This window comes from Actinomyces naeslundii (assembly GCF_001956585.1).
GTDB lineage: Bacteria > Actinomycetota > Actinomycetes > Actinomycetales > Actinomycetaceae > Actinomyces > Actinomyces naeslundii.
Map to the genome: position 1 here is coordinate 1 of NZ_MSRR01000015.1, position 15,226 is coordinate 15,226.

The 15,226-nt window shown below is 65.9% G+C and carries 11 protein-coding genes; 8 read left to right on the plus strand and 3 right to left on the minus strand.

The annotated features are described in order from the left end of the window. Nucleotides 1–150: 150 nt before the first annotated feature. A complete protein-coding gene (locus BKH33_RS07880; RefSeq protein ID WP_003779694.1) occupies nucleotides 151–1,530 on the plus strand; it encodes a threonine/serine exporter family protein in 1,380 nt (459 codons plus the stop codon). Between the two features lie 118 nt (nucleotides 1,531–1,648). Here the strand turns inward: BKH33_RS07880 and BKH33_RS07885 are convergent, their stop codons facing one another. Next, a complete protein-coding gene (locus BKH33_RS07885) occupies nucleotides 1,649–3,367 on the minus strand; it encodes an aspartate:alanine exchanger family transporter (protein ID WP_232621563.1) in 1,719 nt (572 codons plus the stop codon). A gap of 363 nt (nucleotides 3,368–3,730) precedes the next feature. Here BKH33_RS07885 and BKH33_RS07890 point away from each other — a divergent pair, with 363 nt between their 5' ends. The 3 genes from BKH33_RS07890 to ilvC are packed head-to-tail and all read left to right on the plus strand — an operon-like array spanning nucleotide 3,731 to nucleotide 7,074. After that, complete coding sequence (locus BKH33_RS07890; RefSeq protein WP_003784718.1) at nucleotides 3,731–5,515, plus strand: acetolactate synthase large subunit; 1,785 nt, start codon at nucleotides 3,731–3,733, stop codon at nucleotides 5,513–5,515. 5 nt (nucleotides 5,516–5,520) lie between these two features. Next, nucleotides 5,521–6,033 (plus strand): acetolactate synthase small subunit, encoded by a 513-nt coding sequence (gene ilvN, locus BKH33_RS07895; protein WP_003784785.1) that lies wholly within the window; start codon nucleotides 5,521–5,523, stop codon nucleotides 6,031–6,033. 9 nt (nucleotides 6,034–6,042) lie between these two features. Next, on the plus strand, nucleotides 6,043–7,074 hold the full coding sequence (gene ilvC, locus BKH33_RS07900; protein WP_003784773.1) for a ketol-acid reductoisomerase: 1,032 nt from the start codon (nucleotides 6,043–6,045) through the stop codon (nucleotides 7,072–7,074). 84 nt (nucleotides 7,075–7,158) lie between these two features. On the opposite strand, the gene BKH33_RS07905 is transcribed toward ilvC, so the two are convergent. Together BKH33_RS07905 and BKH33_RS07910 are read right to left on the minus strand one after the other, a co-directional pair. After that, on the minus strand, nucleotides 7,159–8,409 hold the full coding sequence (locus BKH33_RS07905) for an MFS transporter (protein ID WP_003784751.1): 1,251 nt from the start codon (nucleotides 8,407–8,409) through the stop codon (nucleotides 7,159–7,161). After that, nucleotides 8,406–9,026, minus strand: a complete 621-nt coding sequence (locus BKH33_RS07910) for a TetR/AcrR family transcriptional regulator (protein WP_003784757.1) — start codon at nucleotides 9,024–9,026, stop codon at nucleotides 8,406–8,408. The genes BKH33_RS07905 and BKH33_RS07910 overlap by 4 nt, the downstream gene beginning before the upstream one ends. 123 nt (nucleotides 9,027–9,149) lie before the next feature. Between BKH33_RS07910 and BKH33_RS07915 the strand changes: the two genes are divergently transcribed. The 4 genes from BKH33_RS07915 (at nucleotide 9,150) to wecC (ending at nucleotide 15,226) form a co-directional block, all read left to right on the plus strand. Then, on the plus strand, nucleotides 9,150–10,217 hold the full coding sequence (locus BKH33_RS07915) for a 3-isopropylmalate dehydrogenase (protein WP_003784770.1): 1,068 nt from the start codon (nucleotides 9,150–9,152) through the stop codon (nucleotides 10,215–10,217). A 1,123-nt stretch (nucleotides 10,218–11,340) separates the two neighbouring features. After that, complete coding sequence (locus BKH33_RS07925) at nucleotides 11,341–12,516, plus strand: branched-chain amino acid aminotransferase (protein ID WP_003784728.1); 1,176 nt, start codon at nucleotides 11,341–11,343, stop codon at nucleotides 12,514–12,516. A 179-nt stretch (nucleotides 12,517–12,695) separates the two neighbouring features. Further along, on the plus strand, nucleotides 12,696–13,880 hold the full coding sequence (locus tag BKH33_RS07930) for an LCP family protein (protein WP_003784775.1): 1,185 nt from the start codon (nucleotides 12,696–12,698) through the stop codon (nucleotides 13,878–13,880). 62 nt (nucleotides 13,881–13,942) lie between these two features. Continuing rightward, entirely contained in the window at nucleotides 13,943–15,226 is a 1,284-nt protein-coding gene (wecC, locus tag BKH33_RS07935; RefSeq protein WP_076071058.1) for a UDP-N-acetyl-D-mannosamine dehydrogenase, read from the plus strand.

Here is a 15,226-nt window from a genome sequence, read left to right on the forward strand (position 1 = left end):
CACCACCGAGCACACACCACCGTAGGGCCCATGAGATCACCACGATCTCATGGGCCCTACCGTCTTTTGCTCCTACAGCACACCGGTGCATGCGAGTTGGGGCACCGGACGATCTGACACAGGGGCATCTTACGGTGCACCATTGTCTCTGTGACTGACACCGATCTACCTTCTTTCCATTCGAGCGGCCACGAGCAGAACCTTGACGCCGACCGCCTCATGCAGCAGTCCGATGTGGTGCTGCATCTTGGGCGCCTCATGCTTGCAGCAGGCGCAGGCTCCTACCGCATCAAGTCGTCGATGGCCAGAGCGGCCTCCGCCGTCGGCCTGGACCGTCATGAGGCCACGGTGACAATGACAGAGATCGTCACGTCCTCGTACGTCGGTAGCCGTTTCCGCACTGAGGCCTGCGAGGTGCGTCGGGTGGGCGTCAACGTCGATCGGCTGGAGGCTCTGCGCAGGATCGTCCACGATCTACGCGCACACGAGACCGTTGAGCACCTTGAGGCCAAGCTTGAACAGGTCGAGAAGATGCACGCCCGCTATAACGCCTTCGCCAACGCCGCAGCATCGGGCGTGGCCTGTGCCGGATTCTGCTTCCTCAACAAGGGCGGTTGGGTTGAGTGCCTGACGGTGCTCGTGGCCGCGTTTCTGGGTCAGTTCATCCGCCGGCAGATGCTTGAGCGTCACTACCAGCACTTCTTCACCTGGCTCGTTTGCGGTGTCGTTGCCTCTGGCACCTACATGGGAATCGTGACGGCGCTGAACGCCGCTGGTGTGGTGGCAGGAAATCATCAAGGCGGCATCATCTCCGCCATCTTGTTCCTCATTCCCGGTTTCCCCATGGTGACGGCGATGCTCGACCTGTTCCGACAGGACTTCTCGTCTGCCCTCTCACGCAGCGCCTACGTTCTCATGGTCATGGCAGCAGCGGGTGTTGCCGTCTGGACCGTGACCTTCATCTTCCGCTGGGATGTTGCGGCGGCCAGCGGCACCACTCTCGACGGTCCCCTTCTCTACGTTCTGCGGTGCTTCTGCTCGTTCATCGCCGCCTACGGTTTCGCCATGCTGTTCAATGCAGGCGTTAAGGCCAGCATGCTGGCTGCGGTGGTTGGGGCTTTGGCCAACACCGGAAGGCTGCTTCTCATTGACGTCTTCCATGTCCCGTGGCAGCTCGCCGTGGGGCTGGCCGCGGTGACGATCGGACTGCTGGCTCAGCTCTTCGTTTCCCGTGCCTCTCTGTCCAGGGTGGCGCTCTCGGTGCCCGCCGTCGTCATCATGATTCCCGGGGTTCCCTTCTACCGGGCGATTTCAGCACTCAACACGCTATCGGTGGACAAGGGAGTCGACGTCGGCGACGCGGCCACGAACTTGGCTGAGGTCTTCTTCGTCATCACGGCCATCGGTGTCGGTCTTGCCCTGGCTCGCATCATTACCGACCATAACTGGCGCCATGATGTGGCCACCTCCGGTCACATGGAGCTTCCTCACGACCGTGCCGAGGCCGCGTCGCAGCCCTTGGAGGACTGACGCCGAGCCTTGCGGTGTTCAGCTGACGCGAGAGTGGCCCGCCGCTGACATGAAGCGGCGGGCCACTGTTGCAGGTGGGCCAGCGGTGCAAGGCCTGGGTGTCTCAGTACAGCAAGGCTCAGAGCCCGCCCAGGACCTGGGCGATGAAGATCTTGACGATCATCGCTACGGGATAGACCATTGCGTAGCCCAGGGCGACCCGCGGGTCGGCACCGGTGCGCTCATTGGCGAAGGCCAGAATCGCCGGCTGCGTCTGAACGCCTCCGATGAGGCCGGACAGACGGGTCCCGCCCATCTTGACCACCCAGCGCATGGAGGCGTAGATCCCCAGTCCCACAATGGTGGTGACGACGAATCCGGTCATGAAGATCTTCCACCAGTCGCCTCCGGTGAATGCGTGGGCGATCTCGCCACCCGCCTTGGTGCCCGCCTGGGCCAGGAAGACGAGAAGTCCGAACTCCGAGAGCACCGCCGTGGCAGTGAAGGGCATGGCGGTCACGGACTTTCCGATGCGTCCGATACGCCCGAAGATGAGCCCGACCAGGAGTGTTCCGGCGGCCGATCCAATGGAGAAGGTCGCGCCGGTGGGCGTGAGGAACTTCCACTCACCGATGAAGATGCCCAGTGCCATCCCCAGGCCCAGCGCCACCGGGTTGATGGAGGACAGCCCTCGCGACGAGTCGCCGAAGTACGTCGAGATCTCCTTCATGCGTCCGGTCGGACCGACGACGCGAACCCGGTCTCCTTGCTGCAACACCAGATCCGGGGTGCCCACCATATCGACGTCGCCGCGGCGTACCCGAGAGATCGTTGCTCCGAAATGGTGGTCGATGTCGAGCTCACCGATGGTGCGGCCGGCCAGCTTCGGGTCCGAGACCGTGATACGGCGGAAGTCGAGGTACTTGCGGTCCTCAATGAGTGAGTGCGAGGAGCCGTGGCCCACCGCCTTGATCGCCTGGTTCACGGCATCCTGGGTGCCGACGACGGTGATGAGATCATCCTTGTACAGCCGGTCGTCGTTCGTCGGTCGGGTGATCGGGCCCTTCTCACCCCGACGCAGGCGAGAGAATCGCAGCTCTCCCGAGATGGTCTCGACAATGTTGCCCAGGAGCGGACCGTCCTCGCGCTCCACCCGGATGGTGCGGTTGATGAGCGGAGAAGGGGTGTCCTTGTCGCTGCGACGGTAACGCAGTGCCAGCAGACAGAAGAACAGCATGCCGATGACACCGTAGAGGTAGGTGACGGCATAGGCCACGGTGGCGTCTCCTGGTCCTGCCTTGTCACCAGCCATGGCAGCAGCGTTACCGGCCGCCGCCAGGGCAGGAGTGTTGGTAACAGCGCCGGCGAAGGCGCCGGCGATCATCGATGCCTTGAGGCCGAGGAGACGTCCTACCCCCACGGCCGCCAGGGCCGCCACGCTCAGTACGCCCAGGAGGATGGCCAACGGACCACCGGCGGTTCGGATGACGTGAAAGAAGTTCGGCCCGGACTGGATCCCGATGGCGAAGGTGAAGATCGCCAGCCCCAGCGTTCCCAGCTCTCGAGGAACCTCGATCGGCGTTGCTGCAGACGTTCCCCAGGCCGCCAACGCGATGCCGCAGAACAGCACCGCCGCAGCTCCGAGGCTTACTCCCTTGATCTTGACGTGCCCCAGCAGCATCCCGGTGCCGACCAGGAGGAACAGGACGAGAACCACGTTCTCGGACAAGTGGTGCAGGACATTGGCGTGCGCCACCTTCCAGCCCAGGAGAGCGGTGCTGGCGGCCAGGAGGACCGTTGCCGGGACGCGTATGCTCCTGCGCCTGGCGCGCCAGAGCAGCAGTCCGGCGCCGACCATGAGGAGCACGATGACAACCGGGTTGTCTAACAGATAGTGCAGGACAGTGGTGACCACGTCGCTGTGCCGCCTTCCGTCTCGCCGCTGATAGTGACGCGGCGGATGTTTGTCATGAGTAATAGGGTTATTGTGGCATCTCTGACGGGGCTCATGGCATACCAAGGTCCGGGCTCGTCGGCCGGAGACGATTCCGAAAGAGGCAGTTCGGGGCGGGGGAGGGGACGGGCCGCAGGCGACCCACCACGTCCGTGATTCCATGATGCGAGACAACAGGTGTCTCGATATGACTCTCTGTGAACACTGATCTAACGTTCATTACCCGGCAGGTCGCCGGACGGTAAGCACGGAGAAGGAGAGCGAGCGATGACCCGCGATGACGCTCCCGCACGTCAGGACCAACAGGTCATGACAGGCGCCCAGGCTCTGGTGCGCGCGCTGGAAGAGCTTGGTGTCACTGACATCTTCGGGATGCCGGGCGGTGCCATTCTGCCCTTCTACGACCCACTGCTCGCCTCGACGAGGATCAGGCACGTTCTGGTGCGCCATGAGCAGGGTGCCGGCCACGCCGCCGAGGGCTACGCCATGGTCACGGGCCGGCCCGGAGTCTGCGTGGCGACATCCGGCCCCGGTGCTACCAACCTCATCACCGCCATCGCCGACGCGCACATGGACTCGGTGCCGATGCTGGCCATCACCGGCCAGGTCGGAAGTCGTGGAATCGGGACGGATGCCTTTCAGGAGGCCGACATCGTCGGTGCCACGATGCCCTTCGTCAAGCATTCCTTCCTCATCACCCGTCCCGAGGACATTGTTCCGCGTGTGGCTGAGGCCTTCCACATGGCCTCAACCGGTCGTCCTGGACCCGTCCTCATCGACATCTCCAAGGACGCCCAGGAGAGGCCCACTGAGTTCGTGTGGCCCCCGGCCCGGGACCTGCCCGGCTACCGTCTGCCCGGCAAGCCCAATCAGCGGCGCCTGGCTCAGGCCGCCGAGGTGATCGCCGCTGCCGACCGCCCCGTCCTCTACCTCGGCGGTGGCCTGAATCGTGCGCAGGTGCCCTCCGATGACCTGGCCGAGCTCATCGATCTCATCGGGGCGCCGTTCGTCACCACGCTGACCGCGCTGGACGTCATGCCCAGTGAGCATCCGCTCAACCTGCAGATGCCCGGAATGCACGGAACCGTTGCCGCCGTCGGGGCCCTGCAACGGGCCGATGTCGTCGTCTGCCTGGGGGCCCGCTTCGATGACCGGGTCACCGGTAGGCCAGACACCTTCGCCACGAAGGCCTCGGTCATCCACGTCGACGTCGACCCGGCCGAGATCTCCAAGATCCGCACCGCCGACGTCCCGATCGTTGGCGATCTGACCGACGTCGTCCCTGCCCTGAGTGCCGAGTTCCGTGACCACGTCTCCGCTGAGGGGCGGGTTGACATCACGCCGTGGCGGCGTGAGGTCGAGCGCATCCAGGCCACCTACCCCACGGGCTGGACCGATACCGACGACGGGCTGCTTCAGCCTCAGGAGGTCATCACGCACCTCAACCGGGCCGCATCCGAGGACACCATCTGGGTCACGGGTGTGGGGCAGCACCAGATGTGGTCGGCGCACTACCTCACTTTCCGTCGCCCCCACTCCTGGCTCACCTCCGCCGGTGCCGGCACCATGGGGTACGGCCTGCCCGCCGCCATGGGTGCCAAGGAGGCCTGCCCCGACCGTCCGGTGTGGCTCATCGACGGGGACGGCTGCTTCCAGATGACCAACCAGGAGCTGGCCACCTGCACCCTCAACAACATTCCCATCAAGGTCGCTGTCATCAACAACTCCTCGCTGGGCATGGTGCGGCAGTGGCAGACCCTGTTCTACGGGCAGCGCTACTCCAATACCGACCTGCATACCGGGGCCGGAACGAAGCGAGTTCCCGACTTCGTCAAGATGGCCGAGGCCTACGGGGCAGTCGGGCTGCGGTGCGAGCGCCTGGAGGACCTGGACGACGTCATCGCGCAGGCCAATGCCATCAACGACCGCCCCGTCGTCGTCGACTTCATCGTCTCCGCGGACGCCCAGGTGTGGCCCATGGTCGCCGCCGGGGTTTCCAATGACGAGATCCAGCACGCCCGCGGCATGAGCCCGGTGTGGGAAGAGGAGTGAGCGCCGTGAGCGAGAAGCACACGCTGTCCGTCCTGGTGGAGAACAAGCCTGGCGTCCTGACCCGGGTGTCGGCGCTGTTCACGCGTCGGGGCTTCAACATCCACTCCTTGGCCGTCGGCCCTACCGAGCACGAGGACATCTCACGCATCACGGTGATCGCCGACGCTGAGGGGCTGGCTATGGAACAGGTCACCAAGCAGCTCAACAAGCTGGTCAACGTTCTTAAAATCGTTGAGCTGGATCCCGACACCTCTGTCGAGCGCGAGCTCTACCTCATCAAGGTGCACGCGGATGACGCCAACCGCACTGCGGTGCTCCAGGTCGTCGACCTGTTCCGCGCCCATGTCGTCGACGTCGCCCCGACGTCGGTGGTCATCGAGACCATCGGCTCAGAATCCAAGGTCAAGGCTCTGCTGACGGCTCTCCAGCCGTACGGCGTCAAAGAGATTGTCCAGTCCGGTGCCGTGGCGATCACGCGCGGCCCACGATCCATCACCGATCAACTCAAGGAGAAGTGAGAAGCAATCATGGCAGCTGAGAAGTTCTACGACGACGACGCCGACCTGTCCGTCATCCAGTCCAAGAAGGTCGCCGTCATCGGCTACGGTTCCCAGGGGCACGCTCACGCTCTGAACCTGCGCGACTCCGGCGTGGAGGTCGTCGTCGGCCTGCGCGAGGGCTCCTCCTCCGTGGCCAAGGCCGAGGAAGCGGGCCTGCCCGTCAAGCCGATCGCCGAGGCGGTCGCCTGGGCCGACGTCATCACCGTCCTGGCCCCTGACCAGGTGCAGGCCGCCCTCTACCGCGAGGAGATCGAGCCGAACATCAAGGCCGGCTCCGCCCTGCTGTTCTCCCACGGCTTCAACATCCACTTCGACTACATCAAGCCGGCCGCGGACATTGACGTCGTCATGGTGGCTCCCAAGGGTCCCGGCCACACGGTGCGCCGTGAGTTCGAGGCCGGCCGGGGCGTGCCCGTGCTGGTCTGCGTGGAGCAGGACGCCACCGGCACCGCCTGGGACCTTGTGCTGTCCTACGCCAGGGCCATCGGCGGTACGCGCGCCGGTGCCATCAAGACCACCTTCCGCGAGGAGACCGAGACCGACCTCTTCGGCGAGCAGACCGTCCTGTGCGGTGGCGTCTCCAAGCTCATCCAGTACGGCTTCGAGACCCTGGTCGAGGCCGGCTACCAGCCCGAGATGGCCTACTTCGAGGTCTGCCACGAGATGAAGCTCATCGTCGACCTCATCAACGAGGGCGGCATCTCCAAGCAGCGCTGGTCCTGCTCCGACACCGCAGAGTACGGCGACTACGTCTCCGGTCCGCGCGTCATCACGCCCGAGGTCAAGGACCACATGAAGGAGGTCCTCGCCGACATTCAGGACGGGACCTTCGCCAAGCGCTTCATGGACGACCAGGCCGCCGGCGCCCCGGAGTTCAAGAAGCTCCGCGCCGAGGGCGAGGCCCACCCCATCGAGGCCACCGGCCGTGAGGTGCGTTCCATGTTCGCCTGGCGTGCCGACGTCGACAAGGACTACACCGAGGGCTCTGTGGCCCGCTGAGGACCGCTAAGGCCGGCGTACGGCGGTGCCCCGACGACTCAGGTCGTCGGGGCACCGCCACATTTGCCTGCGTTGTCGCTTGGCTCAGGCGAGCCGTTGGCGTTGGAGACGGACGCCGAGGGCCACCATGGCCATGACCAGCCCCATGATGCCCACGAGCAGTGCGGCGCCGCGTCCTGGGCCGATGCCGACGACGGCTCCGAGACTGGCGGACAACCTCTGTCCTGGCTCCAGCAGAGGCTGAAGCACGCGGTCGACCAGTACCCCGGAGCACAGGTAGGCCGCCAGGTAGCCCAGCTGGGTGACCATGCTGATGGTGCCCCAGGTCCGTGCCTGCCGAGTGTTGTCGACCTGCGTGCGCACGAGGACCTCCGCACCTGCCTGGGACAGGGGAAGGCTGCCGAAGGTGAGAAACCCGCAGGCGGTCACCCACCAGGCCCCAGGCCCCAGGGGGACCAGCACCATGGCGGCGCCGGTCCCAGCCAGCCCCGCCGCTAGCAGCGTCGTCGGCTGCGCGCTCTTCCAGGCGGTGACCAGGGCGGCCCCCACAAGCATACCGGTGGCTGCGATGGTCTCGATCACGCCCATCTCAGAGGTGGTCACGGTGGGCAGGAGAATCGGCTTGATGAGAACCTGGATGACTCCGATAGCGAGGGTCGCCAGTGTCATGAGAGCCACGAGGGTGCGCAGGCCGGGGGAGGCGGTGATGGTCCTCCAGCCCGCCAGGACATCGTGGTCGTCACCGGGCTGGGCTGCTGCGCGCTGCGACGCACCTGCTGCCAGAGCCCGGCGCACTGTCATGGTGCACCCCACTGTGACCAGGCAGGTGCTGGCGTCGAGCAGGACGAGCCCCCGAACGCCGACGAGCGGCATGAGGAACCCCGCCGCGGCCGGAGCCAGCAGGTACTTCGCCGCGGATGCCAGCTGAAGCAGCCCGGAGGAGCGCACGTAGTCCTCCTCGGTCACCAGGTCGGTGACGCTGGCCCTCAGTGCCGGCTCGGTGAGCGCGGCGAGGCAGGAGGAGAGGACGGCCCCCGTGCAGATCCAGGCCAAGGAGGGGCGGGGCGAGGACAGGGCCGCAAGGATGAGGCCCAGTCCGAGCACCGAACCGGCATCTCCGATGATCATCATGAGGCGGCGGTCGTAGCGGTCGGCAAGAACTCCGGCCAAGGGTGCCAGGAGGACGAGTGGGGCGAAGGCGCTCATCTGGATGACTGCCACGGAGGAGGCCGTTCCATGGGCGCGCAGCATGATGACCGCCAGTCCGAAGGCAGTCAGACCCGTTCCCAGTGAGTTGATGAATGAGCCCAGGACAAGTAGGCCGACGTGTCTCATGAGCCTGCCTCCGCGAGGATGGACAGGCTTCCCGGCCGGGCGCCCAGAAGCGTCTCGCTCGCCCAGACGAGACTCTCGTGGCGGCGGGCGAGCTCGTCGGGGCCGGCTTCCAGGATCTCGTGGTCCAGGAGGATGCCCGAGGCGCTCAAAAGCAGCTCGATGGCGTCATAAGGCCGCTCAGTGGTGAAGGAGCCCTCGCTCACCCCCTGGGTGACGACATCGGCGAGGACCGGGGTCAGATGCTCGATCATGGCCGTGATGGACAACAGGTGAAACTCCGCGTTTCCAGGCGTGTGGAACTGCTCGATGAGCTCGGACTCGGTGCCCTCGACCCGCATCGCGGCCATGATCGCCTTGAGCTTGTCCACTGCCGGAGCCGATGAGGCGGCGAGCTCACGGGCGCGCTGCTCCACCTGGCCGACGATGCGCAGGACAAGAGCCCTGAGGATCTGCTCCTTGCTGGGGAAGTGGTAGTAGAGCGTCCCCTTGGCGATGCCCACGACCCTCAGGATGTCCTCCATGGTGGTGGGCTGGAAGCCCTTGGTGGTGAACAGGGTGTGCGCGGCGTCGAGAATCTCCTCGCGACGTTGAGCAGCAGGACGGTGGGTGCGTGGCATGGCTCCTCCTTGATGTAGTCGCTGGAGCAAGACTAACCGACCGTCGGTCGAAACGCGACTGTGCGATTCGCTCATCAGGTGGACTTCTCGTCTCGTATCGTGACCATGTCCTAAGGTGGTCTCATGACGCAGACCATCAAGCTGGCAGTAATCCCGGGCGACGGCATCGGCAAGGAGGTCGTTCCCGAGGGGCTCAAGGTTCTCGATCGGGCGCTGGAGAGGACCGGTGTCACGGTCCTGCCGACCACCTTCGACCTGGGGGCCGAGCGCTGGCACCGGACCGGACAGACTCTCACCGATGAGGACCTCGAGGCGATCAGGGGACACGACGCCATCCTGCTGGGTGCCGTCGGTGACCCGTCCGTCCCCTCCGGGGTCCTCGAGCGCGGTCTGCTCCTGCGCCTGCGCTTCGCCCTGGACCACTACGTCAACCTGCGTCCCTCGGTCTACTACCCGGGAGTGCCGACGCCGCTGGCCGATCCCGGTGACATCGACTTCGTCGTGGTGCGTGAGGGGACAGAGGGCCTGTACTGCGGAAACGGCGGCGTTGTGCGGCAGGGCACGGCGCATGAGATCGCCACCGAGGTCAGCGTCAACACGGCCTACGGCGTGGAGCGCCTGGTCCGCTACGCCTTCGCCAAGGCCCAGTCCAGGGCGGCCAAGCACCTCACTCTTGTCCACAAGCACAACGTGCTGGTTCACGCCGGGGGCCTGTGGCGCCGCATCGTCGAGGCCGTCGGTGCTGAGTATCCCGAGGTGGTCGTTGACTACTGCCACGTGGATGCCGCCACCATCTACATGGTCACCGACCCTGGTCGCTTCGACGTCATCGTCACCGACAACCTCTTCGGCGACATCCTCACCGACGAGGCGGGTGCCGTCACCGGTGGTATCGGGCTGTCGGCCTCGGGCAACATCAACCCCGAGGGGGTCTTCCCCTCCATGTTCGAGCCCGTCCACGGCTCGGCCCCCGACATCGCCGGACAGGGGAAGGCCGACCCGACCGCCACGATCAGCGCCGTGGCCCTCATGCTCGACCATCTGGGGCTTGCCGAGGCTGCCGGCCGGGTCGAGGCCGGTGTCAAGGTCGACATGGCTGCCCGCGTCGCCGGCGCCGAGCGTACGACCGGCCAGATCGGTGACGCCATCGCCGCCGCTGTGGCCAAGGGGGCAGCTGCGACATCGCATTGAGATGTCGCGGTGGCCTTTGTGTCCCTAGCGTGACAGAACGATCTGGTGATCGTCGTTAGTCCGTGCGTGTCGTTCCTCGGTCTCCGGCGCCACGTTGCCGCGTGGCTCGTGCCTGTCGGGATCGTTGGGCTATGCGGGCGACGTCCTGGCTGACGACCCGCTCACTGACTCCGAGGTTGAGACATTCCGGGTTGAGGTGGCGGTTGCCGCTCGGCGGCACACTCCGAATCCGGATCGGCTGTCTGCGCCGACGGTCGACAGCGAGCAGGAGGATCGTTCGAGCCGGGCCGAGGCGGATGATCCCGCCCAGTCTTGGGCAGGCGGAGCTACGTCGCAGTCTCCGTCCGATGCCGCTGCGGACACGACGCCATCGGGTCCGCAGGACTCCGCTGATGTCAGGAGGAATCCCCCTGAGGGCCAGGAGCGGTCGCAAGAGCCGTGACCGGTGGTCGGCCGGGGACGCTCGTCGTGCACGGAGCCCCCTCATGCAGGAGGTGGAGGCTCAGCCGGAGGTGGGGGCGGTTGGTGTTGCAGGCTCCGGTGATCTTTCCGGCCAGCGGGACTGCCCCGATAGGTCCTCGATCGTCATGCCATGAACAACCGCGTCCCAGGACGTCGTATCGAAGCTCCTCTGCTGGCACACCGTGGGTCACGGGCAGAGCGGCGCTGTCGGCGGACCATACCCGCGCGAAGGACCTCCCGACGACCTGAGAACCGGCGATGCTGGCACTGAAGGTCGTAGCGATACCGGCATAGGACTCGGACCGGTTGGCCGTCGTGAGCTCCATCCGCGCGGTCTGCCTGTAGTCCGGGTACTCGCCGGCCAAGGAGATGGCCCAGTGCTCGGACAACGCATGGTCGTCGCCCCGGTCGCGACCAGCTCTGGGCTGCTGGTCACCTCGGCGCTCACCTGGTAGGTCGAGGAGCGTGAGACGTATGACCGCGACCAGGAGGTTGCAGGAGAGTGTGTGGTCTCGGACGTCGTTGCTCCGGACGCCGCGGTGGGGGCTGTGCGAAGGCTGCCGGGCGGAGCGCATGGCCGGAACCTAGTCGTTGCCCCGGCTTTGAGTCAGGATATGGGAAGGATGTGTCCGAGTTGTGGCCTCGGCGGTAGGGTGGGCCTATGCCTGAGACAGACGCCGCCTCAACCGACTTCGCATCCACATCCCTGGCCCGTGCCGCTGAGGTCCCCGTTCCTGAGGCCGACGCAATCGCCGGTCGCTTCCCCCTGACCGCCAACCCGTCGCCCGTCGCCGAGGACGAGCGCAAGGCGATCCTGGCGGGTCTCCACTTCGGCGACTCCTTCACCGACCATATGGCCCACGCTCGCTGGAAGCAGGGTGAGGGCTGGGGCGACTACGGCGTCATTCCTTACGGCAACCTCAGCCTATCCCCGGCCACCGCCGTGCTCCACTACGGTCAGGAGATCTTCGAGGGCATCAAGGCCTACCGGCACGACGACGGATCGGTGTGGACCTTCCGACCCCGCTACAACGCGGCCCGCCTCAACGCCTCGGCCCGGCGTCTGGCTCTTCCCGATCTGTCAGAGGAGGACTTCGTGGCCTCCCTGGTGGATCTGGTACGCGCCGATGCCGCCTGGGTGCCCTCGGGTGAGGGGGAGTCCCTCTATCTGCGTCCCTTCGCCTTCGCCTCCGAGGCATTCCTCGGAGTGCGTCCTTCGAAGGTGGTCGACTACTACGTCATCGCCTCGCCCTCGGGCTCCTACTTCACCCATGGCCTTGAGCCCATCTCCATATGGGTCAGCACCGAGTACCACCGTGCCGGACGCGGAGGAACCGGAGCGGCCAAGACCGGGGGCAACTACGCCTCCTCCCTGCTTCCTCAGCAGGAGGCCTATGCGCAGGGCTGTGATCAGGTCTGTTTCCTTGATGACGTCTCGCAGAAGAACCTCGAAGAGCTCGGCGGTATGAACATCATGGTCGTCGACGCCGACGGAACCGTGCGCACGCCGCAGCTGACCGGGACCATCCTCGAGGGCTCCACCCGCAGCGCCATCATCCGCATGCTGCGTGACTCGGGGCGGAACGTCGTCGAAGACACCATCAGCCTTGAGGGGCTGCTGGCGGACATCGAGTCGGGCCGGGTCAGCGAGGTGTTCGCCTGCGGTACCGCGGCTGTTGTCGTGCCCTTGGGGCATCTCAAGGGCGAGGGATTCGATGCCCGTATCGAGGGCAGTGAGGTCACCCGGCAGATCCATGACCGGCTCACGTCCATCCAGTCCGGCCATGCCGAGGACCCCTACGGGTGGATGTATCAGCTCGTCCCTCCTCGTTCGTAGAATAACCGAAGGGCATTCTTCTGATTGTGCGGAAAGATATTCTGGACGAGATTTGAATGATGACGAGGAGATTACTCTCGTCTCAGTTGCATCTCATTTCATGATGATCTTGCCCGGATCGCCTTGAAAATGGGAGATCCGGGCAAAACGCTTGAAAAAAGTGTGGTGCTATATGCGTCATGACCCAGACCCCCCTGCCTGATCCTGAAGGCGACCTGGCGAAAAAGGATGACGCCGGAACCATCCCGGGTGCCCACAGTGCCGACGGTGCCGATGGCGCTGACCTCAGTGCCGCTGCTGCTTCCTCAGATGCCGCAGCGGTGTCATCCGGTGGCGCCCGACGTCGTCCCGGCCGGGGCTGGAGGATCGCTCTCCTCAGCGTGCTGGCGATATTCCTGGTCCTGACCCTGGCCACGGGGGGCCTTGCCCTGTGGGTACGACACTCCCTGGCCTCCGGTATCGAGACCATTGCCGATCCCTTCGCCGGTATCGCCACGCGAGCACCGCGGCAGTCGGTGCCGGCCGGTCAGGAGGCGGCCACCAACATCCTGGTCCTGGGGACCGACTCCCGCACCAGCGCATCCGACCCGTCCCAGTGGGCGGAGGGCGCCCAGCGTACTGATGCGATCATGATCCTGCAGATCAGCGGCGACAGGAAGACCGTCTCGGTCATGTCGATCCCCCGCGACTCCTGGGTGGACATCCCCGGTCATGGTCAGGGCAAGATCAACGCCGCCTACTCCTATGGCGGCCCTTCGCTGACGATCCACACCGTGGAGAACCTCACCGGGATTCACATCGATCACTTCGCGGTGGCGAATTTCGAGTCCTTCGTCGCCCTGACCGACGAGATCGGCGGGGTGCGCATCAACCTCAAGACGCCCCAGACGATTGCCGGTAAGAAACTCGGCGCCGGTCCGCAGGCTCTCAACGGAGCTCAGGCCCTGGCCTACACCCGTGAGCGATCCTCACTCCCGGACGGCGACTTCGACCGCGTCAAGCGCCAGCAGAGCTGGATGCGTGCCATCGCGAGCAAGGCCCTCTCCGGCGGCACCCTGTCGAGTCCCACGGATCTCTACTCCTTCCTCAAGACCGCCTCCCGGACGGTCGCCGTGGACGAGTCCTTCACCATCAACCAGATGCAGTCCCTGGCCCTGGGAGTGCGTCACCTGCACAGCAACGACATCAAGTTCATGACCGTACCGACCGCCGGCACGGGTACCTCCGGGGACGGCCAGTCCATCGTCCGGCTCGACAGCGACACGGATGCGCCCTTGTTCAAGGCCTTCGCCGAGGACCGGGTGGGGTCCTACCTCGCCGAGCACCCCGGCGCCGTTGAGCTGCTTCCCGTCACGGTGAACTAGCGCCCAGAGGCGGAGCAGTCCCGGGGCCGCCCCGTGGGACGCATACAGATGCATGGAGACTCATGACTAACGCTGCTGGAGTAGCTGACGTCGCCGTCATCGGGCTGGGGTACATCGGTCTGCCAACGGCCGCCGTCCTGGCCCGTGCCGGACTCGACGTCGTCGGAGTGGATCGGCTTCGGGAACGTGTCGAGGCCGTCAACCGCGGAGAGCTGCCCTTCCTCGAGGACGGGCTCGCCACCGTCCTGGCCGAGCAGGTCGGTGCGGGGCGTCTGCGTGCCCAGACGGTGACACCATCGGCACGAACTTACGTCATCGCCGTGCCGACGCCGTTGACGCGAGAGGGGAACACGGCCGACCTCTCCCTGGTCGAGGCCGCCACCAGGCAGATCGCCCCGTGCCTCACTGGGGACGAGCTCATCGTCCTGGAGTCGACCTGTCCGCCCGGCACTACTCGCGCCCTGGCTGAGGCGCTCATCTCGATGCGTCCGGATCTCTCACTGGACGGCAGCGGGGGACGTCGTCGGGTGCATGTCGCCCACTGTCCCGAACGAGTGCTGCCCGGACGCATCATGACCGAGATGGTGACCAACTCCCGGGTCATCGGTGGGCTGACCCCCGAGGCCTCGCATCTGGCCCGGGATCTGTACGCCACCTTCTGCCGGGGCGAGCTGGTTCTCACCGACGCCACCACCGCCGAGATGACCAAGCTGACGGAGAACTCCTTCCGTGACCTCAATATCGCCTTCGCCAACGAGCTGGCCCTCGTCTGCGACCGGGCCGGGGTGGACGTCTGGGAGCTCATCGACCTGGCCAACCGCCATCCTCGGGTGAGCATCCTGCACCCGGGGCCCGGGGTGGGTGGCCACTGCATCGCCGTGGACCCATGGTTCCTGGTCTCCTCCGCGCCCGAGGAGACCAGGCTCATCCGCACGGCTCGCCAGGTCAACGACTCCCGGCCCGCCTACTACGTCGGGCGCATCCTTCAGGCGCTGGAAGGACTGGTCTCGCCGACTGTGGCGGTGCTCGGCCTGACCTTCAAGGCCGACGTCGACGATCTGCGTCAGTCGCCCGCACTCGCGATTACCGAGCAGGTGGCCGCCGGCGCGCCCCACGCCCGGGTCCTGGTGGCTGAGCCGCGTGCCGACGCGCTTCCGCCGTCTCTGGCTCGGTGGGCCAACGTGCGGCTGACCGGATGCCGACAGGCCGTCGAGCAGGCCGACGTCGTTGTGGTGCTGGTCAGCCACCAGGAGTTCTCCGATCTCGATCCGCTCCTGCTCAAGGGGCGGACCGTCATTGATGCCACAGGGCTCTGGCGCCGCCGGAGTCCCCTGTTGGCGGGGTAG

Bases quoted from the DNA above. Each gene is read 5' to 3' on its own strand.
- ilvC (WP_003784773.1), top strand. From the start codon at position 6,043: ATGGCAGCTGAGAAGTTCTACGACGACGACGCCGACCTGTCCGTCATC.
- BKH33_RS07910 (WP_003784757.1), bottom strand. From the start codon at position 9,026: ATGCCACGCACCCACCGTCCTGCTGCTCAACGTCGCGAGGAGATTCTC.
- wecC (WP_076071058.1), top strand. From the start codon at position 13,943: ATGACTAACGCTGCTGGAGTAGCTGACGTCGCCGTCATCGGGCTGGGG.
- BKH33_RS07885 (WP_232621563.1), bottom strand. From the start codon at position 3,367: ATGGTCGGCGCCGGACTGCTGCTCTGGCGCGCCAGGCGCAGGAGCATA.
- BKH33_RS07890 (WP_003784718.1), top strand. From the start codon at position 3,731: ATGACCCGCGATGACGCTCCCGCACGTCAGGACCAACAGGTCATGACA.
- BKH33_RS07915 (WP_003784770.1), top strand. From the start codon at position 9,150: ATGACGCAGACCATCAAGCTGGCAGTAATCCCGGGCGACGGCATCGGC.
- BKH33_RS07930 (WP_003784775.1), top strand. From the start codon at position 12,696: ATGACCCAGACCCCCCTGCCTGATCCTGAAGGCGACCTGGCGAAAAAG.
- BKH33_RS07905 (WP_003784751.1), bottom strand. From the start codon at position 8,409: ATGAGACACGTCGGCCTACTTGTCCTGGGCTCATTCATCAACTCACTG.
- BKH33_RS07925 (WP_003784728.1), top strand. From the start codon at position 11,341: ATGCCTGAGACAGACGCCGCCTCAACCGACTTCGCATCCACATCCCTG.